General features: G+C 67.3%; 28 protein-coding genes. 9 read left to right on the forward strand and 19 right to left on the reverse strand.

The genetic code is table 11. The annotated features are described in order from the left end of the window. Positions 1 to 33 precede the first annotated feature (33 nt). Both ACRCUN_RS07495 and ACRCUN_RS07500 read left to right on the forward strand, forming a co-directional pair. Positions 34 to 864 (forward strand): alpha/beta fold hydrolase, encoded by an 831-nt coding sequence (locus ACRCUN_RS07495; protein WP_462141009.1) that lies wholly within the window; start codon positions 34 to 36, stop codon positions 862 to 864. Next, complete coding sequence (locus ACRCUN_RS07500; protein WP_462141010.1) at positions 861 to 1766, forward strand: fumarylacetoacetate hydrolase family protein; 906 nt, start codon at positions 861 to 863, stop codon at positions 1764 to 1766. Before ACRCUN_RS07495 ends, ACRCUN_RS07500 begins: the two co-directional genes overlap by 4 nt. Here ACRCUN_RS07500 and hrpA read toward each other — a convergent pair. Next, positions 1763 to 5647, reverse strand: a complete 3885-nt coding sequence (gene hrpA / locus ACRCUN_RS07505) for an ATP-dependent RNA helicase HrpA (protein ID WP_462141011.1) — start codon at positions 5645 to 5647, stop codon at positions 1763 to 1765. The genes ACRCUN_RS07500 and hrpA overlap by 4 nt on opposite strands. A 68-nt stretch (positions 5648 to 5715) precedes the next feature. Here hrpA and ACRCUN_RS07510 point away from each other — a divergent pair, with 68 nt between their 5' ends. Together ACRCUN_RS07510 and ACRCUN_RS07515 are read left to right on the forward strand one after the other, a co-directional pair. Continuing rightward, positions 5716 to 6414: a fumarylacetoacetate hydrolase family protein gene (locus ACRCUN_RS07510; RefSeq protein WP_462141012.1), complete on the forward strand. Its 699-nt coding sequence runs from the start codon at positions 5716 to 5718 to the stop codon at positions 6412 to 6414. An 86-nt stretch (positions 6415 to 6500) separates the two neighbouring features. Further along, positions 6501 to 6896 carry a nuclear transport factor 2 family protein gene (locus ACRCUN_RS07515; RefSeq protein ID WP_462141013.1) on the forward strand — a complete coding sequence of 132 codons (396 nt, stop codon included), beginning with the start codon at positions 6501 to 6503 and terminating at the stop codon, positions 6894 to 6896. A 3-nt stretch (positions 6897 to 6899) separates the two neighbouring features. Here the strand turns inward: ACRCUN_RS07515 and ACRCUN_RS07520 are convergent, their stop codons facing one another. Then, positions 6900 to 7511 (reverse strand): TetR/AcrR family transcriptional regulator, encoded by a 612-nt coding sequence (locus ACRCUN_RS07520; RefSeq protein ID WP_462141014.1) that lies wholly within the window; start codon positions 7509 to 7511, stop codon positions 6900 to 6902. A 143-nt stretch (positions 7512 to 7654) separates the two neighbouring features. Here ACRCUN_RS07520 and ACRCUN_RS07525 point away from each other — a divergent pair, with 143 nt between their 5' ends. Then, entirely contained in the window at positions 7655 to 9067 is a 1413-nt protein-coding gene (locus ACRCUN_RS07525) for an MFS transporter (protein ID WP_462141015.1), read from the forward strand. Here the strand turns inward: ACRCUN_RS07525 and ACRCUN_RS07530 are convergent. After that, on the reverse strand, positions 9064 to 9972 hold the full coding sequence (locus ACRCUN_RS07530; RefSeq protein ID WP_462141337.1) for a mycobacterial-type methylenetetrahydrofolate reductase: 909 nt from the start codon (positions 9970 to 9972) through the stop codon (positions 9064 to 9066). The genes ACRCUN_RS07525 and ACRCUN_RS07530 overlap by 4 nt on opposite strands. 142 nt (positions 9973 to 10114) lie before the next feature. Here ACRCUN_RS07530 and ACRCUN_RS07535 point away from each other — a divergent pair, with 142 nt between their 5' ends. Beyond that, positions 10115 to 10876, forward strand: a complete 762-nt coding sequence (locus ACRCUN_RS07535) for an alpha/beta hydrolase family protein (protein WP_462141016.1) — start codon at positions 10115 to 10117, stop codon at positions 10874 to 10876. Here ACRCUN_RS07535 and ACRCUN_RS07540 read toward each other — a convergent pair. After that, complete coding sequence (locus ACRCUN_RS07540; RefSeq protein WP_462141017.1) at positions 10873 to 12228, reverse strand: FAD-dependent oxidoreductase; 1356 nt, start codon at positions 12226 to 12228, stop codon at positions 10873 to 10875. The genes ACRCUN_RS07535 and ACRCUN_RS07540 overlap by 4 nt on opposite strands. Positions 12229 to 12352: 124 nt before the next feature. Between ACRCUN_RS07540 and ACRCUN_RS07545 the strand changes: the two genes are divergently transcribed. Then, positions 12353 to 12808 carry a 6,7-dimethyl-8-ribityllumazine synthase gene (locus tag ACRCUN_RS07545; RefSeq protein ID WP_462141018.1) on the forward strand — a complete coding sequence of 152 codons (456 nt, stop codon included), beginning with the start codon at positions 12353 to 12355 and terminating at the stop codon, positions 12806 to 12808. Here ACRCUN_RS07545 and ACRCUN_RS07550 read toward each other — a convergent pair. The 4 genes from ACRCUN_RS07550 to ACRCUN_RS07565 form a co-directional block, all read right to left on the reverse strand. Then, complete coding sequence (locus ACRCUN_RS07550; protein WP_462141338.1) at positions 12794 to 13624, reverse strand: alpha/beta hydrolase; 831 nt, start codon at positions 13622 to 13624, stop codon at positions 12794 to 12796. The genes ACRCUN_RS07545 and ACRCUN_RS07550 overlap by 15 nt on opposite strands. A gap of 106 nt (positions 13625 to 13730) precedes the next feature. Then, on the reverse strand, positions 13731 to 14297 hold the full coding sequence (locus tag ACRCUN_RS07555; RefSeq protein ID WP_462141019.1) for a TetR/AcrR family transcriptional regulator: 567 nt from the start codon (positions 14295 to 14297) through the stop codon (positions 13731 to 13733). A gap of 66 nt (positions 14298 to 14363) precedes the next feature. After that, entirely contained in the window at positions 14364 to 15296 is a 933-nt protein-coding gene (locus ACRCUN_RS07560; protein WP_462141020.1) for a hypothetical protein, read from the reverse strand. A 35-nt stretch (positions 15297 to 15331) separates the two neighbouring features. Beyond that, complete coding sequence (locus tag ACRCUN_RS07565; RefSeq protein ID WP_462141021.1) at positions 15332 to 16888, reverse strand: PPE family protein; 1557 nt, start codon at positions 16886 to 16888, stop codon at positions 15332 to 15334. A 67-nt stretch (positions 16889 to 16955) separates the two neighbouring features. Between ACRCUN_RS07565 and ACRCUN_RS07570 the strand changes: the two genes are divergently transcribed. Further along, complete coding sequence (locus ACRCUN_RS07570; protein WP_462141022.1) at positions 16956 to 17573, forward strand: TetR/AcrR family transcriptional regulator; 618 nt, start codon at positions 16956 to 16958, stop codon at positions 17571 to 17573. Here ACRCUN_RS07570 and ACRCUN_RS07575 read toward each other — a convergent pair. The 4 genes from ACRCUN_RS07575 to ACRCUN_RS07590 form a co-directional block, all read right to left on the reverse strand. Then, positions 17555 to 17986, reverse strand: a complete 432-nt coding sequence (locus tag ACRCUN_RS07575; protein ID WP_462141023.1) for a hypothetical protein — start codon at positions 17984 to 17986, stop codon at positions 17555 to 17557. The genes ACRCUN_RS07570 and ACRCUN_RS07575 overlap by 19 nt on opposite strands. Before the next feature lie 47 nt (positions 17987 to 18033). After that, positions 18034 to 18528: a hypothetical protein gene (locus ACRCUN_RS07580; RefSeq protein ID WP_462141339.1), complete on the reverse strand. Its 495-nt coding sequence runs from the start codon at positions 18526 to 18528 to the stop codon at positions 18034 to 18036. A gap of 90 nt (positions 18529 to 18618) precedes the next feature. Then, on the reverse strand, positions 18619 to 19656 hold the full coding sequence (locus ACRCUN_RS07585; protein ID WP_462141340.1) for an LLM class F420-dependent oxidoreductase: 1038 nt from the start codon (positions 19654 to 19656) through the stop codon (positions 18619 to 18621). A gap of 2 nt (positions 19657 to 19658) precedes the next feature. Then, the gene (locus tag ACRCUN_RS07590) at positions 19659 to 20054 is read right to left on the reverse strand and encodes a nuclear transport factor 2 family protein (protein ID WP_462141024.1); all 396 of its coding nucleotides are present in this window, start codon (positions 20052 to 20054) and stop codon (positions 19659 to 19661) included. A gap of 120 nt (positions 20055 to 20174) precedes the next feature. Here ACRCUN_RS07590 and ACRCUN_RS07595 point away from each other — a divergent pair, with 120 nt between their 5' ends. Then, positions 20175 to 20738, forward strand: coding sequence for a PadR family transcriptional regulator (locus tag ACRCUN_RS07595; protein ID WP_462141025.1), 564 nt, complete (start codon positions 20175 to 20177; stop codon positions 20736 to 20738). Here the strand turns inward: ACRCUN_RS07595 and ACRCUN_RS07600 are convergent. The 7 genes from ACRCUN_RS07600 to ACRCUN_RS07630 form a co-directional block, all read right to left on the reverse strand. Then, positions 20735 to 21334: a TetR family transcriptional regulator gene (locus ACRCUN_RS07600; protein ID WP_462141026.1), complete on the reverse strand. Its 600-nt coding sequence runs from the start codon at positions 21332 to 21334 to the stop codon at positions 20735 to 20737. The two genes, ACRCUN_RS07595 and ACRCUN_RS07600, sit on opposite strands and share 4 nt — an antisense overlap. A gap of 61 nt (positions 21335 to 21395) precedes the next feature. Continuing rightward, positions 21396 to 22079, reverse strand: a complete 684-nt coding sequence (locus ACRCUN_RS07605; protein ID WP_462141027.1) for a hypothetical protein — start codon at positions 22077 to 22079, stop codon at positions 21396 to 21398. Further along, a complete protein-coding gene (locus tag ACRCUN_RS07610) occupies positions 22076 to 22993 on the reverse strand; it encodes a vWA domain-containing protein (RefSeq protein WP_462141028.1) in 918 nt (305 codons plus the stop codon). The genes ACRCUN_RS07605 and ACRCUN_RS07610 overlap by 4 nt, the downstream gene beginning before the upstream one ends. After that, the gene (locus ACRCUN_RS07615) at positions 22990 to 23955 is read right to left on the reverse strand and encodes a hypothetical protein (RefSeq protein WP_462141029.1); all 966 of its coding nucleotides are present in this window, start codon (positions 23953 to 23955) and stop codon (positions 22990 to 22992) included. The genes ACRCUN_RS07610 and ACRCUN_RS07615 overlap by 4 nt, the downstream gene beginning before the upstream one ends. After that, positions 23946 to 24419 carry a hypothetical protein gene (locus tag ACRCUN_RS07620; protein ID WP_462141030.1) on the reverse strand — a complete coding sequence of 158 codons (474 nt, stop codon included), beginning with the start codon at positions 24417 to 24419 and terminating at the stop codon, positions 23946 to 23948. The genes ACRCUN_RS07615 and ACRCUN_RS07620 overlap by 10 nt, the downstream gene beginning before the upstream one ends. Next, on the reverse strand, positions 24409 to 25275 hold the full coding sequence (locus tag ACRCUN_RS07625; RefSeq protein WP_462141031.1) for a DUF58 domain-containing protein: 867 nt from the start codon (positions 25273 to 25275) through the stop codon (positions 24409 to 24411). Before ACRCUN_RS07625 ends, ACRCUN_RS07620 begins: the two co-directional genes overlap by 11 nt. 16 nt (positions 25276 to 25291) lie before the next feature. Beyond that, positions 25292 to 26293: an AAA family ATPase gene (locus ACRCUN_RS07630; protein ID WP_462141032.1), complete on the reverse strand. Its 1002-nt coding sequence runs from the start codon at positions 26291 to 26293 to the stop codon at positions 25292 to 25294. Positions 26294 to 26295 lie beyond the last annotated feature (2 nt).

Below are 26295 nucleotides of genomic sequence, written 5' to 3' on the forward strand. Positions count from 1 at the left end.
CCGTCGGACGGGGTGCGACCGTAGTATCCGCTGATGGACAACCCTCCTGAACACCGCACGCTGGCCGTGGAGGGTGTGCGGTCGCCGGTTCTCGTCGCCGGCGCGGACGGTCCGGAAACAGTCGTGTTCGTACACGGCAACAACGCGGGGGCGCGGTGGGATGCGCTATTGGGACCGATCTCTGAATTCGCCTGTGTCATCGCGCCGGAGATGCCCGGATTCGGCGCGGCCGACAAGCCGGCCCAGTGGCCCTACACGGTCGCGGCCTACGCTGCCCACCTCGATGGGCTGCTGCAGCAACTCGGCGTGCAGCGCGCGCATCTCGTCGCGCACGACTTCGGTGGACCGTGGGCGCTGGCCTGGGCGGCCGACCACATCGACTCGGTGGCCAGCATCACGCTCATCAACGCTCCCGTGGTGATCGACCACTTCGCCGCCAAGCTGTGGCGCACACCAGTGTTGGCCGAGATACTCACCCGCATAGGCAGTCCGGCCATTCTTCGCAGGGTGCTGGCCTCACGCGATCCCGGGTTGCCCCCGGATGCGCTCGCCTCGATCGCCGAGCACATGTTCGCCCAGGGCACTCCCAACGCGGTGCTCAAGCTATACCGGTCCACCGGCCCCAATGCCATTGCGCCGTATGCCGATCGACTGGCAGACTTCGAGAGGAACGTCCTGATCGTGTGGGGCGCCGACGACCGCTATGTACCGTTCGAGCAGACCGACGACTACCGGCGCATCTTTCGGCACTGCGAGATCCATGCGGTTCCCGGTGCCGGACACTGGCCGTGGCTTGAGCAACCTGACGTGGTGGCCGGCTACCTGACGAACTTCCTACGCCGTCAACCGGGAGGTCACGAGTGAAGCTGCGCCGGGTCCGCACATCAACCGGCTTGCAGGTGGAATCGCTTGACTCGGAGGGTAACTGGATCACCTGTGATGATCTGACGCCGCTCGGGGGCCACGTCTTCGACGATGGCTGGCAGGTCAAGGCCGCCGACCGCCAGCTGGAGCACAGTGAGTATCTGCTGCCGTTCCAGCCGGTGTCATTTCGCGATTTCATGCTGTACGAGCAGCACAACATCGACGCCGCGCGCGGACTGATCCGCCGGTTCCATCCCGCGCTGTACCGTCTGACGTCTGCGTTCGAGCGGGTCACGGGGCGGCCGGTGCCCCAGTTCAAGCCGAAACCACTGTTCTACCGGCAGCCCATCTACTACATGTCGAACGCTCAAACCTTCGTGCCGACCGGTACCGCGGTGGCGGTGCCCGACTATTCGCAGGCGCTGGACTTCGAACTGGAGATCGGCTTCGTCTTGGCCGCACCGCTTTTCAACGCGACGCCCGCAGAGGCGACTGCGGCCATCGGTGCGTTCGTGGTGCTCAACGACTTCAGCGCGCGCGACGTGCAGCGCCCCGAGATGCTCAGCGGTTTCGGGCCGCAGAAGTCCAAACATTTCGCCAGTTCGATGTCGGACACCGCGGTCACCGCCGACGAAATCCTGCCGCAGGTCGATTCCCTCGCCGGGTCGGTGTCGCTCAACGGTTCCGTGGTCAGCACCGTGCGCAGCGCCGGGATGCAACACAGTCTCGGCGACGTGCTCGCGCATGCGTCCCGCAGCGAACCGCTCTATCCGGGCGAGCTTTTCGGCACCGGAACCCTGCCCGGTGGCAGCGGCATGGAGACGGGGCATTGGCTGCGGCCCGGTGACACGCTCGTGCTGACGCTCGACGGCATCGGCCGCATCGAGCACACGATCCGTTAGCGGGTGACCGCGTCGATGGCCTTGTAGATCCGCTGTTCGCTGACGGGTCGTGGGGTGCCGAGCTGCTGGGCCCACAGGCTGACCCGTAACTCCTCGATCTGCCAGGCGATCTCGCGTACGTCGGCGGCTTCGGCCCGCGCAGGCGACAGGGCACGCACCAGATCGTCGTAGGCGTCCTCGACGGCGTGCACGCGCGTCATCCGCTCACGGTCGGCCGCGATCGCGTGCGGCAACCGTTCGAGCCGGCGGGCGACCGCCGTGACGTACCGGACGAGGTCGGCCAACCGGGCGACGCCGGCGATCGTCACGAAACCGTTGGACAGCAGCCGGTCCAGTTGCGAACGGATGTCGGCGATCGCGTCGGCCTGCGCGGCCGGCGGCTTGTCGGGCAGTGCCATACCGACTTCGTGCGCGGCGGCCAGCACCTTCTCGACCCGGCTCACCGCGGCCTGCGTGGTCGGTCCGAGTTCTTTCGCCGACCGCTCGACCAGCCCGGTGAACTCAGCCTTCGTCCATACGGGTTTGCGGATCAGCACATCGGCGGCAGCATCGGCACAGTCGTCGAGCAGTGCGGCGAGCGTCCCGTCGGGGTTGGCATTGAGCGACAGCCTGGCGCGCGTGCTGAGTCCTCGTTCGATGGCCTTGACCGGCGACGGCGCAGCCAGCCGCAGCAGCCGGCGAAGCCCGGGGCCCATCGCCGCCGCCTGTTCGGCCTGGCTGGCAAACACCTTGACGTCAACGGCTTTCCCGGTGTCGACGAATGCCGGGTAGCCGCGCACGGTATGCCCGCCACTGACGTTCTCGACGGTGCGGGGCAACTCGTCGAGGTCGTCGGGCCACACCTTGAGGCCCGTGCGTTCCAGGTCACCACCCAGTGCGTCGGCGACAGCCTGCGCGACGGGAACCGCCAACTGCTCACGCAGCACGTCGATGTCCTTACCGCGGGCCACCTCTTTGCCGTCAGCGGATTCGACGGCGAACGTCAACCGCAGATGATTCGGGATCTTGGTCAGATCGAATGCGTCGATCGGCACGAGAATGCCGCTGCGCCTGCGGAGTTCGCGCTGTACCTCGTCCAACAGAGATCCTGCCGACGGATCGAGGTCGGGAAGGATCGCCCGCGCGGTGTCCGGCGCGGGTACGAAGTTGCGCCGCAGATCTTTCGGCAACGATTTGATCAGCGCGGTGACCAGTTCTTCGCGCATTGCCGGAACCTGCCAGGCGAAGCCCTCACCGCCGAGTCGCGCCAGCACGCCCACCGGGACGTGCACGGTCACCCCGTCATCTTCGGCTCCCGGCTCGAAGCGATACGTCAACGGCAGTTCGAGATCGCCGGTCTGCCAGGTGTTCGGATGCTCGGCGGCGTCGTCGGTGCGCAGCAGATCGTCGCGGGTGAAGGTCAACAGATCCGGGGTCTTGTGGCGCTGCTTGCGCCACCAACCGTCGAAGTGGCGGGCCGACACGATGTCGGCCGGAATACGCGCGTCGTACAGCGCGTAGATCTCGTCGTCATCGACCAACAGGTCGCGCCGCCGCGCGCGCTCTTCGATCTCTTCGAGTTCTTCGCGCAGTCTTGCGTTGTCGCGGAAGAAGTGGTGGCGCGTCTGCCAATCGCCCTCGACAAGCGCGTGACGGATGAACAGCTCACGCGACACCACGGGGTCGATCTGTGCGTACCCGACCCGGCGACGCGGCACGAGCGGCAACCCGTAGAGCGTCACTCGCTCGAAGGCCATCACCGCACCGCGTTTGGCGTCCCAGTGCGGTTCGCTGTAGGTGCGCTGCACCAGATGGCCGGCCACCCGCTCGATGGCCTCGGGCTCGACACGCGCGGCGATCCGGCCGAAGAGCCTGCTGGTCTCCACCAGGTCGGCGACGACGATCCACCGTGGCGGCTTCTTGGTCAGCACCGAGCCGGGCGCCAAGACGAACTTGGAGTTGCGGGCACCCGTGTAATCCCGTGTCTCGCCCTCGCGCAACCCGACGTGGGAGAGCAGCCCGGCAGTGAGCGCGGCATGGATACTGGCTGGTTCCGCGGGCTCATCACTCTCGCGAATCCCGATATCGCGGGCGATACTGCGCAGCTGACCGACGAGGTCCTGCCATTCCCTGATACGCAGGTAATGCAGGAACTCGTCGCGGCACATCCGCCGGAAGGCGCTGCCCGACAGCTGGTTTCGCTGCTCGCGCAGGTAATTCCAGAGGTTCAGGTAGGAGATGAAATCGGAATGCTCGTCGGCGAACCTGGCATGTTTCTGACGCGCGGCCTCCTCGCGGTCGGTGGGCCGCTCGCGGGGGTCGGGAATCGACAGCGCGGCGGCCAACACCAGCACCTCACGCACGCACCCTTCGGCGTCGGCCTGCAGGATCATGCGCCCGATGCGCGGGTCGAGCGGCAGCCGCGACAGGCGCCGGCCCACATCGGTGAGTTCACCAGCGTCGTCGAACGCGCCCAGCTCCTGCAACAGCTGGACTCCGTCGCGGATACTGCGCGCGTCCGGCGGATCCAAGAACGGGAAGTCCGCAATGTCACCGAGCTGCAGCGCGGCCATCTGCAGGATGACCGCGGCGAGATTGGTGCGCAGAATCTCCGGATCGGTATAGCGCGGGCGGGATTCGAAGTCTTCCTCGGAGTACAACCGGATGCACACGCCCGGCGCGGTACGTCCTGACCGGCCCGCACGTTGGGCCGCCGACGCCTGTGAAATCGGTTCGATCGGCAGCCGCTGCACCTTGGTGCGGCGGCTGTAGCGCGAGATGCGGGCGGTCCCCGGATCGACGACGTACCGGATGCCCGGAACGGTCAGCGACGTCTCGGCGACGTTGGTCGCCAGCACCACCCGACGGCTGGTGCGGCTCGGTTGGAACACGCGCTGCTGCTCGGCGGTGGGCAACCGGGCATAGAGCGGCAACACCTCGGTGTTCCGCAGGTCCTTCAGAGCCTCTGCGGTGTCACGGATTTCGCGTTCACCGGACAGGAACACCAGGACATCGCCCGGTGGCTCGGCCTCCAGTTCACGGACCGCATCGACGATGGCCTCGGTCTGATCGCGTGGCTCCGTGCGGACGATCTCGTGGTCGGGGTCATCCGGGTCCTCGGTGTCGTCGACGGCAACGGGAACTTCCAGGGGCCGATACCTGATCTCGACCGGATAGGTCCGGCCGGACACCTCGACGATCGGTGCGTCGTTGAAGTGGGCCGAGAACCGTTCTGGCTCAATCGTTGCCGAGGTGACGATGACCTTGAGGTCGGGCCGCCGCGGCAGCAACTCGCGTAGATAGCCGAGGAGGAAGTCGATGTTGAGGCTGCGCTCGTGGGCCTCGTCGAGGATCAGCGTGTCGTAGCGCAGCAGGCGCCGATCGCGCTGGATCTCGGCAAGCAGGATGCCGTCGGTCATGAGCTTGACGAGCGTGGCGTCGCTGGCCTGATCGGTGAACCGGACCGTGTAGCCCACGGCCTCACCGAGCGGTGTGCCGAGCTCGTCGGCGATGCGTTGCGCGACCGTACGGGCCGCGAGCCGACGGGGTTGTGTGTGGCCGATCGTGCCGCGGATGCCCCGGCCGAGCTCGAGGCAGATCTTGGGCAGCTGCGTCGTCTTGCCGGATCCGGTTGCGCCGGCGACGACCACGACCTGGTTCTCGGCGATGGCCTTCGCCAGATCGTCGCGGCGCTCGCTGACCGGCAGGTCCGGATAGGTGATCTTCGGGACGGCCGCCTGCCGGGTGATGACGAGAGCCTCGGCCTCGGCGATCTGCTCGGCGATCTTGTCGAGGTTGCCGTCGCGAAGATTCCTCAGCCGGCGACCGAGCCGCGACGCGTCTCGGAAGGTCAGGCCATCGAGACGCGCACGCAGCTCACGCAGCTCTTGACGGTCCGACACTGGAACCAGGATAGGCGACCGCGGCAACCCGATTTTTCGCCGAGCACGCGACCGGCAAGATGGTCACCGTGACCGAGTTCGTCATACCTCCACCACCGCAAGCGTCACTGCCCGTGAGCACGGGCCCGGAGCGGTTCCCGATCCGGCGGGTGTTCTGCGTCGGCCGTAACTACGCCGCGCACGCCAGGGAGATGGGCAAAGACCCCGACCGCGAGCCGCCGTTCTTCTTCATGAAGCCGGCCGACGCCGTGATCGACGCCGCGGGCACGGTACCGTACCCGTCGCTGACCTCGTCGTTTCACCATGAGATCGAGCTCGTCGTTGCGATCGGAGCGGGGGGCCGCGACGTGCCACCGGCGGACGCGCTGAGCCTCGTCTGGGGTTATGGCGTCGGCGTGGACCTGACCCGTCGGGATCTGCAGGACGAGGCCAAGAAGCTGAGCCGGCCGTGGGATTGGTCGAAGGGTTTCGACGCGTCGGCGCCGTGCACTCCGCTCCATCCGGTCGGCGCCGTCGGCCATCCGGACAGCGGCGAGATCTGGCTGCGGCTCAACGGCGACCTGAAGCAGCAGGGCGATCTCAAGGACCTGATCTGGTCGGTGCCCGAAGTCATCAGCGCCATCTCGACGGCCGTCGACCTCGCACCCGGCGATCTGATCTTCAGCGGGACACCCGCCGGCGTGGGTCCGATGCAACCCGGCGACGTGGTGTCCGGCGGCGTCGCGGGAGTCGCGGAGTTCGAGTTCACGGTCGGCCAGCCGAAATAGCCTTACGCCGAGGATCCAAACCTGCTGGTGACTGCGGTCCTCGGCGTAGATGCTCGATACCGCCGTACACCGAACGGAGATCAGCCATGAGCGACCGTGAAGAGATAACCGATGTGCTCGTGCGGTACGCGACCGGGATCGACCGCAGGGACTGGCCGCTGTTCCGCACGGTGTTCACCGCAGACTGCGCGCTGGACTACGGCGAGATCGGCACCTGGTCCAGCGTCGAGGAAGTCACGGCCTTCATGGAGGAGGCGCACGCCATGGCCGGCCACACGATGCACCGGCTGACCAACCACGCCATCGCGGTCGACGGCGACACCGCTACTGCCCGAACGTATGTCGACGCACTGATCATGGCCTCCGACAACAACTCTGGCGTCAACGCGGCAGGCTTCTACGACGACGAACTGGTCCGAACCGCCGAAGGATGGCGCATCGCGCGACGACGTTTCACGTCGGTGCGAGTGGTCGCGGTCTAAGACTCACCGCCGCGATGGATGACTAGCGGTCGCCCTGATGCCGGCGAGCACGACGCCGACGATGCGCTCGGCGTCCGCGCGGGTGAATGGGCGCATTCCCCGGTTGACGATGAGATGCACTGGGCCGGAGATCATCTCGCCGAGGAAGGCGCTGTCGACCGGGGGAAGTTCGCCACGGTCGACGGCGAGGTCCACGCGCTGCCGCATCGCGGCCACACGCTCGTCGAGAATTCTCGACAGCACCTGAACCGTGGAGCGTTCGCGGGCGGGTTGGATGACCTGTTCGAGCGTCCGCCCGAACGGCGTTTCCAGGCCACCGGCCAGGGCCACCAGGAAGTCGACCAGATCCCGGTGGATGTCGCCGGTATCGGCGACCGAGGCGAGTTCTTCGGCATAACGCAGCAGGGCTTCGACCACCAACTCCTCGCGGTCGGGCCAGTTGCGATAAACGCTGGCCTTGTGCACGCCTGCGGCCTCGGCGACCTCCTCATAGCGGAAGCCCGCGATGCCGTCCCGCGCGACGAGCTCTGCCGTCGCGGCGAGAATCTGCGCTCTCACGCGGGCATTGCGTCCGCCGGGGCGCCGCGTGGGCCGGTCGGCACTCCCGTCGTCCATCGCCGTTCACCTCCTGCCCCGGGTGCCGATTCTCGCCAGGGCGTCATTGCCATGCAAGGCGCCGCGAAGTACCGTACCTAAAGCGACGATTTGTCGCTTTTAATCATCCCGCTTCTGAGCCGACGCGCGTAGTGAAAGACCCCTTGGAAACCGCCATTCAGACCCGAGAGCACCGTTGGAGCACACGCCTCGTCCTATGGGCGGCGGTGCTGACCCTGGCCAACGTCCTGGCCGATGTCGTCATCGGCTCGCCGATGATGGTGCTGCCCCAACTGCTCGACCACTTCGACACCGATCAGGCCGCATGGCTGAACGCAAGCGCGATGCTGGCCGGAGCCATCTGGTCGCCGTTGCTCGCGAAGAGTTCCGACATCTTCGGTAAACGCCGGATACTCGTCGCCACACTGCTTCTCGCGTGCGTTGGAGCGCTCGTCTGCCTTGTTGCACCGAATGTCTGGATTTTCCTGGCGGGACGTTTTCTCCAGGGCGCCGCGTTCGCCGCCGTCTTCCTCACGGTGGCACTCACCCGCCAAATCTGCAGCCCCGCAGTGGCGATGGCGGTGGTCGGACTCCTGACGTCCGGCTCGTCGCTCGTCGGAATCCTCGAACCGTTCTTGATGAAACCGATCATCGACACGTTCGGTTACCAGAGCGTGTTCGTCGCCGCAGCGCTGCTCGCCGCGGTTTCCGCGCTGTGCGTGCACACCCTGATCCCCGAGTCTCCGGTCCGCAGCACCGGCCGCGTCGACGTGATCGGGGCCTTCCTGCTGGGCGGCGCGCTCGGCGCGGTGCTCGCCTACATCACTCTCGGCAGGGATTACGGCTGGCTGTCGAGTGCCATGCTGATACTTCTCGTGGCCGGCGTCGCCGCGCTGGCCGGTTGGGCGTATCTCGCGCTGCGGGTCGATGAACCCGTCATCGACATCAGATCTCTCAGCCGACCGATTCTTACGACGCTCTTGGCCTTGGGCCTCGCGGCGGGCGCCTTCCGGAGCATGCTCCAACTGACGGCGATCATCGCCCAGGTGCCCGGCGACCTTGGCCTGGGATACGGCCTCGGCGATGGCGAGGCGATCGCGATACTGCTCGCCACACCCAATCTCGGCATTGTCATCGGCGGGGTGGGCGCCGGATGGATCGCCGGGCGGGTGGGGCCCGCGCTGCCGTTGCTCGGCGGCATTGTCATTGGGGCAGTGGGGACCTCGGCGATGGTGGCGGGCGTGTCAGTGCTCCCACTCGCCATTGCGTGCGGCGCGATGCTGGGCATCGCCGCCGGCGCGATCGGCGCTTCCGGTTACAACCTGGCGGTTGGCGTCGAACCGCCCGAACGGCAGGGCACAATCGCGGGACTGGTGTCGGTCGTGCTCGCCCTCGGCGCGGTGGTCTTCAACGTGGCCGGCGGCGAAGTGCTCAAAGCGACGCGAATTCCCGGTATTTCTGCCGCCGGCGCGCCGGTGAGCACGGTCACCGGCGTGTATCTCTACGTCGCGGTGGCGGCGGCGTTCTTCATCCTCGCGGCGGTGCCGGCAACCATGCTGACACGCAATCGCGCCTAGCCCCGGTCCGGCGACCAGTAATCCAGCATCTCGGCGAACGTGTCGAATGCGGGCTTGGAGACCCCGTAGGCCGCCTCGAAGTGGATGCTCAGCGGGAAGCCGAGGCCGCCGACACCGTCGATCACGCGTTTGTAAAGGTCAAGCATCAGCTTGCGCTTCTCGCCCGGTTCGAGCTCGGCCATCCGGGTGACGAACTCCTGTTCGGCGGCGACGGCCTCGTTGCCCGGGTCCTGGATCAGCCAGTTGATCAGCCCGACCTTCGACTCCATCTTCGGCACGAATCCGAATGACAGCAGGATCTCGGGGCGGTGCTCGGTGGTCTTGGCGAACTCCGTCAGAAAGCCCACGATCGCGTCGGAGTACAGCAGCTGCGTCATGCCGTACGTGGCGCCCTGGTCGCACTTGAAATTGAACCGGCCCTGTTCGCCGTCGCGCGTCGGGATCAGGATCGCACCGCGGTTGGGCACGAGGTCGGAGTAGATGGACAACGCGTCGGTGGGTGCGACGCCCTCGCCCTCGCCGTCCTTCATCGTCCTGGGCACCCCGACGAAGGCGATGCCGTCGAAGCCGGCACCGCTGAGAGCGGTCAACCGCTGCCGCAGCGCCATCTCGTCCAGGAATGACGTCACCTGGGTGCACAGCCCACGCAGGCCGGGCAGCTCGGGTTTGAGAATCGACCAGTAGTCGAGGACGTCCATCCTCGGCTTCATCTCGATCGGACGGTCGTCGTCCTCGTCGATCATCCCGGGGATCATGACGTAACGGATCCGGCCCTCGATGCCCGATTCGGCGGACAGTGCGAGAACCTTGTGGGCTTCGTCGACGGCGTACTGTGCGCCCCGCTCCAGGGTCGGTGGCACGAGTTCCAGCGCGATGGTGTTCAGGGGCACCTGCTTGCTCCACATCTCATGACGTACCAACACGGCGGGGCGGGCGACATTGCCCGTTGGGCCTGCGCCCACCATCCGCCGGACCAATCCACCCTACGGACCCACCCTGGCAGTGCGGTCAGCCACGTCCGGATAGCGGCCGTGGTAAACCTCCCCCATGGCTGAACGCGTCTCCTTCCCCAGCTCCACCGGCCCCATGCTGTCGGGATCGATCGACCTGCCCGAAGGGCCGGTACGGGGCTGGGGGGTGTTCTCCCACGGCTTCACGCTCGGCAAGAACTCGCCGGCCGCGTCGCGCATCTGCAAGCAGTTGGCCAGTGACGGTATCGGCATGCTGCGGTTCGACGCGCTGGGCCTCGGCGAGTCGGAGGGCGACTGGGGCGACGGCTCGTTCACACACAAGGTCGACGACATCATCGAGGCCTGCAAGTTCATGACCGAGCGCGGCACGCCCGCCGACATCCTGATCGGGCACTCGTTCGGAGGCGCGGCAGTCCTGGCCGCGGCCCGACAGGCGCCCGGCGTGCGGGCTGTGGTGACCGTGGGCGCGCCGATCGATCCGGTGCACGTCGAGCACCAGTACGACGCGTGCCTGGAGCAGGTGTTCGCCGAGGGCAGCGGCCAGTGGATGGTCGGCGGGCGCACCTTGACGCTCAAACGGGCATTCGTCGAGGACGTCCGCGCCGCCCATCTGCACGACAAGATCAAGGCCCTGAAGATGCCGCTGCTGATCCTGCACTCGCCGACCGACAACACCGTCGGCATCGAGAACGCCAGTGCGATCTTCCGCACGGCGCGCCACCCCCGCAGCTTCGTGTCGCTGGAGGGTTCCGAGCACCTACTCACCGGGCCGGGGCAGGCGCACCGGGCCGGCCGCATCATCGGCGCCTGGGCTGACGCCTATCTCGGCGAACGTTAGTCGCGCACCAGCGCGTCGCGGCCGGCCTGGATCATCTCTTCTCGGGCCACCACCTTGACGCGTTCGCGGCCCTGCACCTCGCCCAGTGACATCTCGTGCGAGTCGAGCCGCTCCCACTCCGCCCACGTGGTGTAGTCGACACCGTTGTCGGACAGGTGCGACAGGATGGCGTCGGGATCGCCCACCTCGGGCACCCGCAGGCCCGGCAGGTCGGTCAGCAGACTGTTGACGGTTTCGGCGGCGTCGGACTTGGTATGGCCGATCAATCCGATCGGGCCGCGTTTGATCCAACCGGTCACGTAGGTCGCATCGACAAGCCCGCCGTCGATGTCGATCACGCGGCCCGCGTCGTGCGGCACCACACCGGCATGGTGGTCGAACGGCAGTTCGGCCAGGTGCGAGGACAGGTACCCCACCGCCCGGTACACCGCCTCCACCGGCCAGTCGGTGAATTCTCCTGTGCCGCGGACGTTTCCGTCCCCCTTGAGTTCTGTCCGTTCGGTGCGCAGTCCCTCGACCCGATCGGTGCCTAGCACCGCGACCGGCGCCTGGCACAAATGGATGTGGATACGGTGCGGTGCGCTCGTGGGTTCACGCTCCAGGTACTTCATCATGGTGTCCACGACCAGCTTGGTCGACTTGCTCGTGTTGATCGCCCGCTGGCTGGCCTCGTCGATCTCGAAGCCCTCTGGGTGCACGATCACGTCGACGCTCGGCGAGTGGGACAGCTCGCGAAATTCCATGGGGCTGAACTTGATCTGGGCCGGGCCGCGGCGCGCGAACACGTGCACATCGGTGGCGGCGTTGGCCGCAAGGCCCTGATAGACGTTGCCGGGGATCTCGGTGGTGAGCTGCTCGTCGGCCGGCTTGGCCAGCATCCTCGCGATGTCGAGCGCGACATTGCCCGCACCGAGCACCGCCACGTTCTTCGCGGTGAGGGGCCAGGTCCGCGGCACGTCGGGGTGACCGTCATACCAGGAGACGAAGTCGGCGGCGCCGTAGCTGCCGGGCAGGTCGATGCCGGGAATGTCGAGCGCGCGGTCGCCGCGGGCGCCCGTGGAGAAGATCACCGCGTCATAGTGGCGGCGCAGGTCGGCCAGCCGGATGTCGGTGCCGTAGTGGACGTTGCCGATGAAGCGAATCTCGTCGCGGGAGAGCACCCGGCGCAGCGCCTTGATGATCTCCTTGATGCGCGGATGGTCCGGGGCGACGCCATAGCGGACCAGTCCGTACGGTGCGGGCAGACGGTCGAACACGTCGACACGGGCGTGCTCGTACTCCTTGGTCAGGATGTCCGCGGCGTAGATACCTGCCGGACCTGCACCGATAACCGCTACTCGAATATGCCTCATAACCGCCTCACGTAATTAGGTAAGGCAAGCCTAAATACGTTCGCCGATGCCGCAAGGTTTACGCGGGGAGATTCGCGTCACGCCGAGGTCATCAATCACGGCGACCGTGCGATAACTTCGCTACATGTCTGACGCAGCCACCCAGATCGCGTTCGTGCAAGCCACTTGGCACCGCAACATCGTCGACCGGGCCCGCGAAGGTTTCACCGATCAGATCCGCACCCTGGGCTTCGCCGCGGACGCGCTGGAGTTCTTCGAAGTCCCCGGCGCCTTCGAAATCCCGCTCACGGCAAAGCGTCTCGCGAAAACCGGACGCTACCGGGCCATCGTCGCCTCAGCACTCGTGGTCGACGGCGGCATCTACCGGCACGAGTTCGTGGCCACCGCGGTGATCGACGGGCTGATGCGGGTGCAACTCGACACCGACGTCCCGGTGTTCTCCGTCGTGTTGACGCCGCATCACTTCCACGAGCACGACGAGCACGTCGGCTATTTCACCGAGCACTTCGTCAAGAAGGGCGCCGAAGCCGCCATCGCCGTCGCCGCGACGCTCGAGCTACACGCGTCACTGCGTCAATGAGCCAACGGCGCGGCGCACGTGCCCGGCCATCAGGTCGTACATGCGGTGGGTGACCTCGGTGTTGTCGCTCATGATGTTGTAGCCATGGTCGACGCCGCGGACCTCGTGGTACTCGGCCAATGCCCCTGCGGCCTCCAACTTCTGGGCGTACCGCCAGGCCTCGTCGCGCAGTCGGTCGTATTCGGCGGTCACGATCAGCGCGGGCGCGATGCCCTCGATGTCATCGGCGTTGGACCCCCACGCCGGTGACGCCAGGCGGTCTCGGCGCTGAGCGCGGTCGGGAATGTAGGCGGTGTCGAAGACTTCGCCCATCCACGGCTTGAGCACGGCCTTGGCGCCCAGCGCGGAGTGTTTGTCCTTGGTCGGGGTGACGAGGTCCAGCGGCGGGTAGTGCAGGACCTGCAGACTGATGGCGGGCCCGCCGCTCTCCAGTGCGAGCCGCGAAGCCGCCGCGGACAGGCTGCCTCCGGCGCTCTGCCCACCGACACACACCCGGCTGCCGTCCCAATCGCGTTCGGGTGCTGCCGCCCAGCAGACGACGTCATAGATCTGCTCGACGGGGGCCGGGAATCGGCGTCGGGGCGCCAGCACGTAATCGGGGTTGACCACAACGACATTCGCGTGCGCGGCGAGATAGCGGCACCACGGATCGTCCTGTTCGGGATGGCCGACGACGAAGCCGCCTCCGTGCACGTTGACGTACACGCCGGGTTTCGCGTCACCGGACTCCGGGTGGTAGATCGTGGCCGTGACGTCGCCATGTCGGGTCGCGATGACGGCTGACGTTGTGCGCCCGGGTATTTCCGGGAATCGCACACCCGGCTTGGGCGCCGGGTTGACGGTGGCCGAGAACAGCCGCGCCCATGCGTCGGCGATCAGTGGCTTGGAGAGTATGGACACAGGATCCGACGATACCGATCGCTCAGGCGCGCACACCGCACTCGAACGTGCGGATGATGGTTGGCGCGACGAGATGGCGGGGCAGCTCGCCGGCGGCGGCATCCTGACATCCCTTGAGCACCAAGGCGAACAGCGTGTGCTCGATCCAGGTGGCACTGAGCTCGGAGCAGAACACGCCCTCGGCCTGGCCGCGTTTGATGAGGTCCATCAAGGGCACATCGTCGGGATGGTCGGCGGGCGCGATGTTGCGCATAACGGCGGGGTCCCCGAACAGGAACACGACCCGATCCCCGACCGAGACCATCGCGTTGATGACACGGTGCATGGCCTCGCGGGCCGGGCCCTGATCGGCGGCGACATCGACCGCCAACTGATTGATCACCGCGATGGAATCCAACGTCGCCTGATAGAGCAGGGATTCGCGATCGGGAAAGTAGCGGTGCACGGTCGTCCGGCCCACGCCGGCGGCAGCAGCGATATCCGGCAGCGTAGCCATCCGGTTGTCCGCGAGCACCTTGACCGTCGCGTCGATGATCGCGGCACGCGTGCGCGCCTGAGCGCCAGACAGCGGAGTGGTCGGGGAGCTCATCGCACGATTCTAGCCATGCACATGTCCGGTATGGGACTTGGGAGTTCCATTTAAGAACTCCAGCGTTCACGGGCAGGTCTCGTACTCATCGCGAATCCGGCGCTGCAGGTCCGCGGCGGCGGGCACGAGCCGGCCGGCCGCGCTACCGCGGTTCTTGTCAGCCGTGCACGTGCCGATCTGTGCCGAGCCCGCGAACCGCGGTTCGCCGGACTTGGCCGGGTCATCGGACCACGCCCACAACAGGTCCACCGGGCGATCCGGGCCTGCGCCGACCGCCCGTACGGCGGCCACCACGTCCTCGTAGGCGGCTGCCGGATTGCTGATCCCGAACGTCAGCTGGGTGAGCCGTCCGTCGCGAATCCCGACCCAACTCGGCCGGCCCGGCACGGCCGCCAACTGCCGGTCGATCCGCGCCTTGTCCGCGGCGGCGAATCCCGCGTCGACGCGCCAGTGCGCGCCCTGACTGTGGACCGCGGGGCTGACGTCGATCGCGGCAGGCTGACCACCCAGAACGCGCAGCACCGCGTCGAGCGCGACGGCGGGATCCGCTGCTTCTCGAACGTCTACCGACCACGACTCGCCGCGGATTCGCCACTCCACGCTCGCGGCATCGACGTGGGAACGCAGCGCGCGCGCCAGCCCGGCCGCCTCTTGGACCCGGTCGAATTCGGCGCCCAGAACGAGTGTGGTGTGGCGGCCGATGGCGATCCGCAACGTCTTGTCGTACTCGGCGAAGTCGTCGCGGCGGAGCTCATCGATCTTGGCGGCAACCGCGCCGATCTGCACATCGGTAGCCTCGTCCATGTGGACCGTGAGGTCGAATATGGTGCCGCCGAAGACGTCGTTGCTGTAGCGCATCCAAACACTCGAAACGCCCGGCATCGCCTCGACCGCACTCCGCAGTTCGTCGGCCTCGCGTTCCCGGCCCGGCGCTCCGGTGCAGGCGGTGGCGAGCAACGCGCACGCCAGCACCGCCGTCAGCAGCCGAATCCTCCACACGTACCGAGCCTAGATCGGCGAGATTGCCTGTCAGTTCACCAATTCCGGTCGCCGTCCGGCGCAGTGTCGTCGGTCCACGTTCTTGGCAGTAGCGGGCTCGCCGGCCCGTCACCGAACGGGTCGGCATCGAGCGTGACCAGGCCGTCCGCGCCGACGACGCCCGCGCTGCGCTCGGTACCGCTGAACCCGCGTGCCGCGCCGAGCACCCCGGCGCCGCGATCGGAGGCGCGAGTTTCGTTGGGCTGCACCTGATCCGGCGCGGCACCGTCGTCCATCGCCATGAACTCGTCGCGGTAGCCCCGCTCCTTGATGTCGCCGCCGCGACGCCGGCGGGCCCGCCGACTGGTCCGCGTGGCGGCCACGGCTGCTGCCGAACTCGACGCGGCGATACCCGATGCCGGGCTCTTCGCGCCCGTGCCCTCGGTCAGGGTCGGCCCGACCCCTTCGTCGGGATCGAGTCCGTACACCGCATACGGCACCGCGACCGTTGGCGTCGCGACGGTAGCCGCGCCTGCGGCCGTTCCGGGAGGAGCGGTCGATGCGGTCGATGCGACCGTCCCCGCCGAGCCGCCCGGCAGTCCGGCCACCGGATAGACGTTGGATTGTTCGCCACCCCGCGCGGGCTGGGACGCCGCGTTCGTACCGGGATCGGCCGCAGGGGCGGCTTCGGCAAGCGGCGCCAGGCCGACGAGGCCGATGAGACCGAGCGACGCCGCCAGCAGCAGGGGCGAGGCGAGCAGCAGGCCGTAGATCGTCCACCACAACGGCCAGCCCCAGACCAGGTTGTAGCTGATGAGGAAGAACGTCGGCCCCCATGTGACGAGCGCGGCCACCGGGTTGGTGGCAAAGCTCGTCAGGAACGCCTGGATCATCGCTTCCGGATTTCGGAGGAACTCGAGGGTTTCCTGGCCGCCGGGCGCGGTGGCGAGATAGTCCTCCAGGAACTGCCAGATCGCGTCGGAGATGTTGAGCGCCGAGCCGGATTCCGCCGCCTGGGGCTGGCCACTGCTCTGCATGGCGGCGGCGATCGCCGAGCCGGATTCACCGACGCCGGGGGCGACCACCATGGGTGCCGGCACGGTGACCGGCACCGCTGCCACGGCAGCCCCCGATACCGCCTGGTAGGTGCTCATGGTGGTCGCGGCCTGAATCCACATGCGGACGTAATCCGCCTCGTTGAGTGCGATCGGGATGGTGTTGATCCCGAAGAAGTTCGTGGCAACCAGGATGCCGTGGATCGCGTGGTTGGCGGCCAGCTCGGCGAGGGTGGGCATCGCGGCCAGGGCTGCGGAATACGCCGCCGCCGCGGTCTCGTGCTGCGCGGCGACGGTGGCACTGTGTGCGCTCTGCACCGACAACCACGCCAGATAGGGACCGTGCGCGGCCACGTAGCGCTCGGCGCTCGGCCCTTGCCAGGATCCGGCTCGAACCGTACCGAGCACAGCCGTGAGTTCAGCTGCCGCGGTGGAATATTCGAGTGACAGGCCGTGCCAGGCACCGGCCGCGGCGAGAAGCGAGGCGGGGCCAGGCCCGCTCGACAACAGCGCCGAATGCACCTCGGGGGGTGCGGCGAACCAAGCCGGTCCGGTCATCTGTCCACTCCTGCGCGAAACATTAACATGAATCGTGTTCATGTTAGCCGTATGGGACGATGCATAGGTGGTCACCCGCAACCCATTGCGTCGTCGACAGCCAGTGCAGGAACGCAGCAAACGGCGCGTCGAACGGATTCGGGCCGCGGCGATGGAATTACTGGAGGCTGACGGCGCCGACGCCGTCACGACCCGCGCCATCGCCGAACGCGCCGACGTTCCGGTCGCCACGGTGTACCAGTTCTTCCCGAACCGGGACGCGATCCTGCAGGAGATCGTGCTCGACCATCTCGATCGGCGCGACGCCGACGGCGCCGCTGTGCTCAGCGCGCTCAATCCCAGCAGCCTGTCCGAGGTGATCCACGGAATCTTCGAGTTCCACTACGAGCACCTGCGCGCTCACCCGCACCTGGTGACGCTGCACTACACGAGCTTGGCCAGGGGCCTGCTCGCCGATCCGAGGCTGCGCCGGGCCGAGTTCGCCGAAGCCCTACACGCCGCCCTCTTGCACTGGGGGCTGCTGCGTCCCGACACCGATCCGCTGGTCACCGCCGTGGCCGTCGAAATGGGTGACCGGGTGCTCGAACTCGCCTACCGCGCGGGTCCGGCAGGCGACCGCGCCGTACTCGCCGAAGGTGAACGGGCGCTGACGCAGTACCTGCAGACTTACGCCGCGACCACCTGACGGGCTTTCCGGCGCTTCGCCGCGGCGAACCGGGCGACCGTGTTGACGAACGCCGCGAGGTCGTCGACCCCGAGGACCGGCAGGCCCGCGCAGGTAACCCACGACCGCCCGCGCCGCTCCAGCGTCAGCTCATCCACCGGTTCACCGAAGAGCGCGCTGCGGATGCCCGGCGAGTCTGCGCCCTGCCAGTCCCGCACGATGTGCACCTGCATCGGCCTGCCGTCGGCATGGCGGACCTGCACGCCGCACGCGGTCGTCGTGACCGCGATCGTGCCCGTCGGATAGTCCCCGCCGATGCCGACCTGGATGGCGCCGTCCAGAACGGGGACCGTCAAGACGAGCGTTGCGGCGCCGACTTCGGCGACGAGTTGGTCGAGGTCGGCCGACAGCAGGGCGAGCGAACGAGCAGGCATGTCACTAATGATTATCATTTTCATGTGCTCGGCGCACATGTGCCTGCTCAGCCGTCTCCGCTGCCACCCACTTCGGCGGGCAACGGCGGCGGCAGCGGCGTCGACGGAGTCGTGGTCTCTTCGGCTGCCGACCCGCCCGGGCCGTGGAAGTCGACCATTGTTTCTTCGCGGATCACGCGCTCGCCCGCGCTGAGGACCAAAGACTTGGCGGTCACGAGGTATTCGATTCCGGCGTTCTCGGCGAGGAACGAACCGTCGTCCGACCGGGTTGCCGGGATGATGAGCCGCGCACCATCGCGCACGCGGACACCCCGATATTCGTAGTCGCCGCCCGAAACCGTGCAGATCGCGACCCGGGACTGATCGGTGCTACCGAACAGCACGGTCGCATCCGCACTCTCACAACGCGCCGTGGAATCGATATATCCCTGGTCGTCGCTGGCCGGCGCGGCACCGGCTTGGGGCACTCCGGCGGCCAACAGGGCAAGGCCGGCCGCCGCGCCGACGGCCGAAAGGCGCACTGAGAACTTGGAATCCAACATCGGTTCCCACTGAACCACGGCTTTGCTGCTGACGGGAGCGTCAGCGCCGAGGCACTACCGAATCGTTAGCCGCCCGATACATACCCGCACCTACAGCAGGTCGCGCAGCTGCTCGATCAGCTTGACCCGGTCGGCGGGTGTCTCGCCGATCGGAACCACGTTGAGCGTGGTCACCCCGGACTCGCGGAACGCTGCCAGCCGTTCCTTGACGAATCCCGCGCTGCCGATGAGGGACACATCGCGAACCAGCTCGTCGGGCACGGCCTTGGCGGCGGCCTCCTTGTCACCGGCCAGATAGAGCTCCTGGATCCGGTCGGCCTGGGCGCCGTAGCCATAGCTGGTGGCCAGCGCGTGATAGAAGTTCTTGCCCTTGGCGCCCATGCCGCCGATGTAGAGCGCGAGATGCGGTTTGACGAACTCCCGCAGCGGCTCGACGTTGTCGCCGATCGCGAGCACCGGGCCGGCGTACACGTCGAGATCGCCGAGGGCCGGGTCTCGTTTGGCCCGGCCGGCTTTGAGCGCATCGCCCCATACGTCGTCGGCCTTCTCCGGCAGGTAGAAAATCGGCTGCCAACCTTCCGCGATCTCGGCCGCCAGTTCGACGTTCTTCGGCCCCAGCGCCGCGAGCAGGATCGGGATGCGTTCGCGCACCGGGTTGTTGATGAGCTTGAGCGGCTTGCCGAGCCCGGTGCCCCGGTCTGCCGGTAGCGGGATGGTGTAGTACTTGCCCTCGTACTGCAGGCGTTCGCGTCGCCACACCCGGCGGCAGATGTCCACCACTTCGCGGGTTCGCGCGATCGGGGCGTCGTAGGGCACGCCGTGAAAGCCCTCGATGACCTGCGGCCCGGACGCCCCGAGCCCCAACGTGAATCGGCCGTCGGAGACGTAATCGAGCCCCGCGGCGGTCATCGCCGTCAGGGTCGGGGTGCGCGTGTAGAGCTGCAGGATGCCCGACGCCAACTGCACGCGTTCGGTGCTGGCCGCCAGATAGCCGAGGCCGCTCACGGCGTCGAACGAGTACGCCTCCGGCACGAAGACGATGTCGAGGCCGGCCCGCTCCAGGTCGGCGACCTCGGCGGCCACCTCCTTGAACCCGCCCGCGTAGTTGATACCCAAGCCGATCCGCATGGTCATCGCCCCTCGAGCGCTTCCTGCTGAATGCGCTCGAACTGCGCACCCATCGCCTCGGCGAGGGCCTGCGCCCCCGACAGCGGCCGCACCATGACCATGAGGTCGTCGATCAGGCCGTCGTCGTTGGTGTGGATGAAGTCGGCTCCGGTGATTCGCTTGCCCGCGACGGTGGTCTCGAAGATCAGCACGTGATCGCGGCCGTTGGCGTCGCCGATCTCCCGGACGTACCGGAAGTCCTCGAACACCCGCATCACGCCGCGCAGAATCGCCGCGGTGATGGGCTTGCCCGGGTAGGGCTTGAACGCCACCGGGCTGGTGAAAACGACGTCGTCGGCCAGCAGCGCGGCGATCGCGGCCTCGTCCCGAGCCTCGACGGCCTGACGGAAAGGATGCATCCGGCACCTCACATAGTCACTTTGTTGATTAGGCGTCGCTGACGCTAGGTCGCGCCGGCACCGAAGTCCATATGCGATTAATCACTTTGTTGACTAATCACTTCCATGTACGCTGCGCGCGTGGCGTTACGCGACGCGGTGCTTGCCGCCCTGGTGGGAGGTGAATGCTCCGGATACGACCTGGCCAAGAGCTTCGATGCGTCAGTGGCCAACTTCTGGACCGCAACGCCACAGCAGCTCTACCGCGAACTGGACCGGTTGGCGGCCGACGGCCTCATCCAGGCCCGCACGGTGCTGCAGGAGCGCCGGCCCAACAAGCGGATGTACTCGTTGACCGAGGCCGGCCATAACGCCATCCGCGCATTCACCGCAAGGCCGCCGAAGCCGTCGACCATCCGCGACGAGTTGCTCATCAAGGTCAACGCCGTCGACGCGGGCGACACCGCGGCTGTCCGCGATCTGGTCGCCGATCAACTCCGTTGGGCCACAGAAAAACTGGCCCGCTATGAGCGCATGCGGGACCGGCTGCTGGGCGGCCACACCGAAGCCGAGTACCTGCGCGACAGCGAGCGCGTGGGGCCCTACCTGACGCTGTTGCGTGGAATCTCGTTCGAGCAGGAGAACATTCGCTGGGCCGAGCGCACGCTGTCGGTCCTCGATCAGCGCTCGTCCGTCCGCGGCTAGGGCTCGAGGCTGCGCAGCGTCCGGCGCACGTAGTCGTCGAGCAGCGCGTCACGCGTCGGCCAGTCGTTCGTGGTGACCAGCAGCGCGTAGAAACCGAGCAGGAAGAAAACCGCACTGTTCATCGCGTTGACGTCGGCGGCCACCTCACCACGCTCTTGCGCCAGCTCGATCTCACGGGCGACCCCGACGATGATCGGGTGATCCCGCCCGTCCTCTGCCGGTGGCCGGGTCTGCGAGAAGTGCAGTGCCAGAAAATCTTTGAACAGCAGATCACCGAGCCGACGTTCCAGGCTGATCACCAGCCGCATCGACTCACGCAGTGCCGAGGCCAGATCGTGCGGCTTGCGCAGGTACTGGGCGAACTGCTTGGCGATGCGCTCCTCTTCGCGCTGCTCGAGCTCAAGCAGCACGTGCTCCTTCGTCGGGAAATGGAAGAAGAACGTGCCATGCGCGACCCCGGCGGCAGCCACGATCGCGCCCACATCGGCATCGGCCATGCCGGCCCGTTTGAATTCGGCGATCGCAGCGCCCATGAGGCGCTCCCGCGTCTGCAGGCGCTTGGTCTCCCGCGCCGACAGCCCGTCCGCCACCGCCATGCCCATCCTTCTTCGTCGCCCGACGCTTCGACTGGACACTATCTCGGCGACTGAGCGCCGCCTACGCGGCCGCGTCGCGCAGGATCTCCTGCAGCCGTTCCAGCGGATCACCGGTTTGCGGGTCGAGCCGGTTGCCCGACTCGTCGGGCGCTGTCCCACCCGATGTGGGCGGCGGCGCGACGGGCGCCGCGGCGGGCGGTGGTGGCGGGGGCGACGGCGGGATCGCACGGACCGCGTCGATCTTGCGGTCGAGCCGGGCCAGCGCATCCGCACGCACGGCTTGCCGCTGCACATCGGGGTCGGTGTTGCCCGCGAAGCACTTGTCCGGGGCCTGCTCGACGACGGCCTTGGCGGCGAGGTACCGGGCGGCCGCGGTTTCGCTGTCGAAGACGCCCGCCGCGCGATCTCCGAGCGTTTCGCGGACGAGCGCGAGGTTCACCCGTACCGGACAGGATTGTGCATGGTCGGTGCGCGCCAGCGCTTCCGAGAATTGTCGGTCGGCGTCTTCGAGCCGGTTCTCCAGAACCGCTCGGACGCCGTCGGCGTAATACGCCCTGGCGGGCTCGACGACGTTGAGTACCCGTAGGACGGCGACGTCACCGGCCATCGCACCGGAGTCACGGTCGGCGAAATTCGAGACGGCGGACTGACCCGCCAATCCGACCGACACGAGCTTGAGCACGGCGATGACGAGTAACCCCGCGACGGGCGCGGAGAACACCAACAGCTTGCGGCGCAGGGTCATGACACTACGCCTATGTCGACGGGTCGGATGCGGCGGAACTCACGCAACGTCAGGTACAGCTCGATCAGGATCAGGACCCCCGCGCCTCCCGCGAAGATCCAATAGAGCTCGAGGCGGGCGGCCACCGTCGTGGCATCGGCGGGCCGGGTCCCGGCCTTGTCGTCCGGCAAGACCTCGGCGAGCGGGACGGCTTCGCTGCGCACTATGTACGGAACCCCGATCTGGTCAGCGACGCCACGTAACGTCGCGACCTCACCGCGGCCGTAGCTCAGCACCGCGCCACCGTCGACCGCATTCTCGGGGAGCTCGAATTCTCGTTGCGGCGCTTCCGATCCCACCGCGCCTGCGCCGAGGTAGAACACGAGATTCTGCGCCCGCGGGAACTGCTGCCTGGCGCTGATGAGCTGATAGCGCAGCACGGTGCCCGCCGCGCCGACATTCGTGAGCTCGTCGGGCACCGGGGCCGGCGTCATCGCGGCGACCACGGGCCGAAGACTCCAGGTGTCGGCGGACAGTGGCCAGTCCACCGACGGCCGAGACGTGAATCCGATCACGGAGAACCGCGCGTCGGGATACCGGTCGATGAGCGCGGCGATGTCGCCGCGCGCCGCGTCCATCCGCGTTCGCCCGTCGATGTCGCGCACCGACATGTCAGCCGATCGGTCAAGTACCACAAACACATTCGGCTCACGATCGCCGGCAGCCCTGGCCTCGGCCTCATCGCCACCGATTGTCGGGCGGGCCGCGGCCAGCAGCAGTAACAGCGCGGCCACGGTCACACCGGCCCAGCGCCACATCGTTGTGCGGGTGCGTTCGGTGTTCGACAGCCGGCGCAGCGTGGCGACGCGAGCGGCGAGGACGGCTACTGCCACTGCTGCGAGCAACAGCGGAGGAAGGACGGGTTGCAGGGTCACCGGCGTATCACCACCGGCCACAGCGACAAGGCGACCACCGCCAGCAAGGCCACCACCAAGCCGACATCGGGCGTTTCGACGGCCCGAGTGACGTTGCCGCCGCTCGACGCCGCGCTCGGCGGATGGTCTCTGATGTCATCGAGCTGCCCATCCACCGTCGCACCGGCCTCAAAAGACCGCCCGCCGGTGCTGCGCGCGAGCTCCTCGAGTGGTCCCCCGCCTGGGTCAGTGGCCAGCACGTTCACCTGAATGCCTGCGGCCGTGGCCATCTCGCCGATGCGGTCAGCGGTGAACAGCTTCGCATCCCCCGAGCCAGGAAGCGACTGCGGGCCGACGTAGATCAACGACCGGCGCTGCGGGGTCTTCTCATCGAACGACGGAAAACCGGTCAGACACAACGCAAGCACGTCCTCGACGTTCTCGGCGTAGTCGACATAGGACACCGGTGCGATGAACGGCTCGCCGTCCTGCTGTTCGACCGGTTGCGCGTACGCGGCGAATTGCGCTGCGGCGTACTGGTAATCGCGGGTCAACGGAACAACACGCCGGTTGGCCGAGGTGAGGCCAATCCGCTCGGTGCCGAACGAGGTGACCCGCTGGGCGAAATAACGCAGGGTCGCCCCGACCGCGGGTTCCGACACCGGGCCGCCGACGCACACCATGATGTCCTCGGGTGCAAGAGCCTCACTGTTCTGCGTGGTCGACGGCAGGCCCGTGGGCCGGGCCGTGACGAGGATCGCCGCCGCGAATGCCGTCACGAGTAGCGCGATCGACACGCAGGCGGTGAGAGTGCGCAGACGCACGGCGCGCAGGTATTCCGGCAGCCGCGTCAAGCGCCCGGTGTTCGCCAGCGGCCGCATGCGCTGACGGTCCACGTGTTGAGGCCACAGAAGCGCGTAGACCACGCAACCGGCCAGGGCCACACATCCGGCGATGACAACGATCCACCAGATCAGCTCCATGAGCGGATCAACTCCTCGGCCGAAACGCTTGCCACGCCGACGTCGACCGTCGAGCGATCGTTGAACTGCACGTCGGTCAAATCCGACAGAATCGGTGCGGCCGGTGCGAGCGTGCTCGCTGCGATGTCGTCAACCTGCATGTACTGTGCGCGGATCCCCGTTGTCGCGTGCAGGAACATGCGCAACTCACGGCTCAGCGCCGCGCCTGCCGGTGCGGCGTCCAGAACGCCGGAGCGGTACCGGTTTCCGATGGACCGGACAGCGCGGGTGGCTCGGCGCTTGATCAGCTCGTCGCGTGCGGCCCCGAGGATCGGAAGGTCGCGCAGGCGCTGATCCGAAGACGTCAGCACGAATACGGCGGTGTACCAGACGATGAGCACCAGGATGAGAGCCCCGGCGAGCCACCACCACGACGACGAATACGGGGACGGGCCGATCACATGCCGCAACAAGTCATCCGGCACGGGCGTACACCCCCGTCATCGCGGTCAGTGCCACCCGGATCCGCCGGCTGCTGCCGATCCGGGCATGCGGTATGCGGTGGATCGTCAGAAACTCCGAAAGCTGTTCGCGTCGTTCCTCTTCGGCGCGCCGATAAGCGCCGATCACGTGCGGTTCGAGCTTGTCCAGGACGAAACTGCCGTCCGCGACGTCGAAACCACGTCCGCCGTCCTCGTCGGCAGCCACTGCCGGCAGGTCGGCGACCATGGCCCACAGCACGTCGTGGCGTGCCGTCAGGGAGCGCAGCACGTCGGCCAGCCGGTCGCTGATCTCGGGTTCGTCCGACACCACGAACACCAGTAGCGGGTGCCGATAGTGCCGGGCCACCCACTCGAGCTGAACCAGGATGTCGCTCGGACCGGGCTTGGTCGTCGCGTGGTGATGGAACCGGTGCAGCATGCTCTCGATGTGTGTCTCGCCGCGACGCAACCGGATGTCGACGCAGCCGCGACGGTCCCCCAACACCATGCCGATCTCGTCGGAACGGGGCAGGGTGATGAGACCGATCGCGCCGATGATGTTCTCCGCGACATCCCTTTTCGGCTCTCTCGATGGCGCCAGCGCCGACGTGTTTCGGCCGGCATCGGCCACGACGAGAATCTTGTGGTGCTTCTCGGAGACGAATCGCTTGATCAGAGTGTGGCCCGAGCGGGCCGACGCCTTCCAGTCGATGTCACGTACGTCGTCGCCGGGAACATAGGGACGTAGCTCGTCGAATTCGAGGCTGCGGGTATGGATCAGCGCGTAGCGGCCACCTTCGAGCAGGCCGCCGGCGTCTCGGCCGAAATACGCCTTGGCAGAGTCGAGATGCTTGCCCACAGTCGTCTCACGGACCTCACGGAACGGCAACCGCGCGCAGCACCGCGTCGACGATGACGTCGGGCGTGACCCGGGCGCTGGCGGCCTCGAACCCAAGGATCAAGCGGTGCCGCAGCACGCGATGGGCGAGCCGGGCGATGTCGTCGGGCACCACATGTCCGCGACCGCGTAGCACGGCAAGCGCGCGGGCGGTTCGGCAGAACGCGATCGTGGCACGTGGGCTGGCCCCATATTCGATGAGCCGGGCGAGATTGGCGGGCAGGTACTTGTCGGGTTCCCGCGTGACACCCACCAGACGACTGGCGTACTCGATCAACGCGCGGTCCAGGTGCACGGACCTGACGATGTCCTGGACGCGCCGCACGTCATCGACGCTGACAACCGGGGCGGTTCGGTGCGCCCGGTCGTAGAGTCCGGCATCCATCCGTTCGATGATCTCGACCTCGTCCTCGGTCGACGGATAGTGCACGAGTTCTTTGAGCATGAACCGGTCGGTCTGTGCCTCCGACAGCGGGTACGTGCCTTCCTGATCGACGGGGTTCTGGGTCGCCATCACCAGGAACGGTTCGGGGATCGCGTATTCGACGCCCGCGATGGTGGTCTGGCGTTCTTCCATCGCCTCGAGCATCGCGCTCTGCGTCTTGGCGCTCGAGCGGTTGATCTCGTCGAGCAGCACGATGTTGGCGTGTACCGGGCCCAGTTGCGTGGCAAACGAGTTGGTGGCCGACTCATAGATCTGCGTGCCGATGATGTCGCTCGGCAACAGGTCTGGCGTGCACTGGATCCGGCGGAAGCTGCCGTCGATGGATTCGGCCACCACGCGCGCGGCCGTGGTCTTGGCCAGCCCAGGGACGCTTTCGACCAGCAGATGACCGCCGGCGAGCAGCGCGACGAGCATCGATTCCCGCAGATGGTTCTGGCCGACGACCTTGGCCGAGAACGCCGACGCGACCGTGCCCACAATGTGCTGGGCTTCGGCCACGTCACGCTGGTCAAACTGCAATCGCGGTGTTGTCATGG

It is taken from the genome of Mycobacterium venezuelense (genome assembly GCF_054919535.1).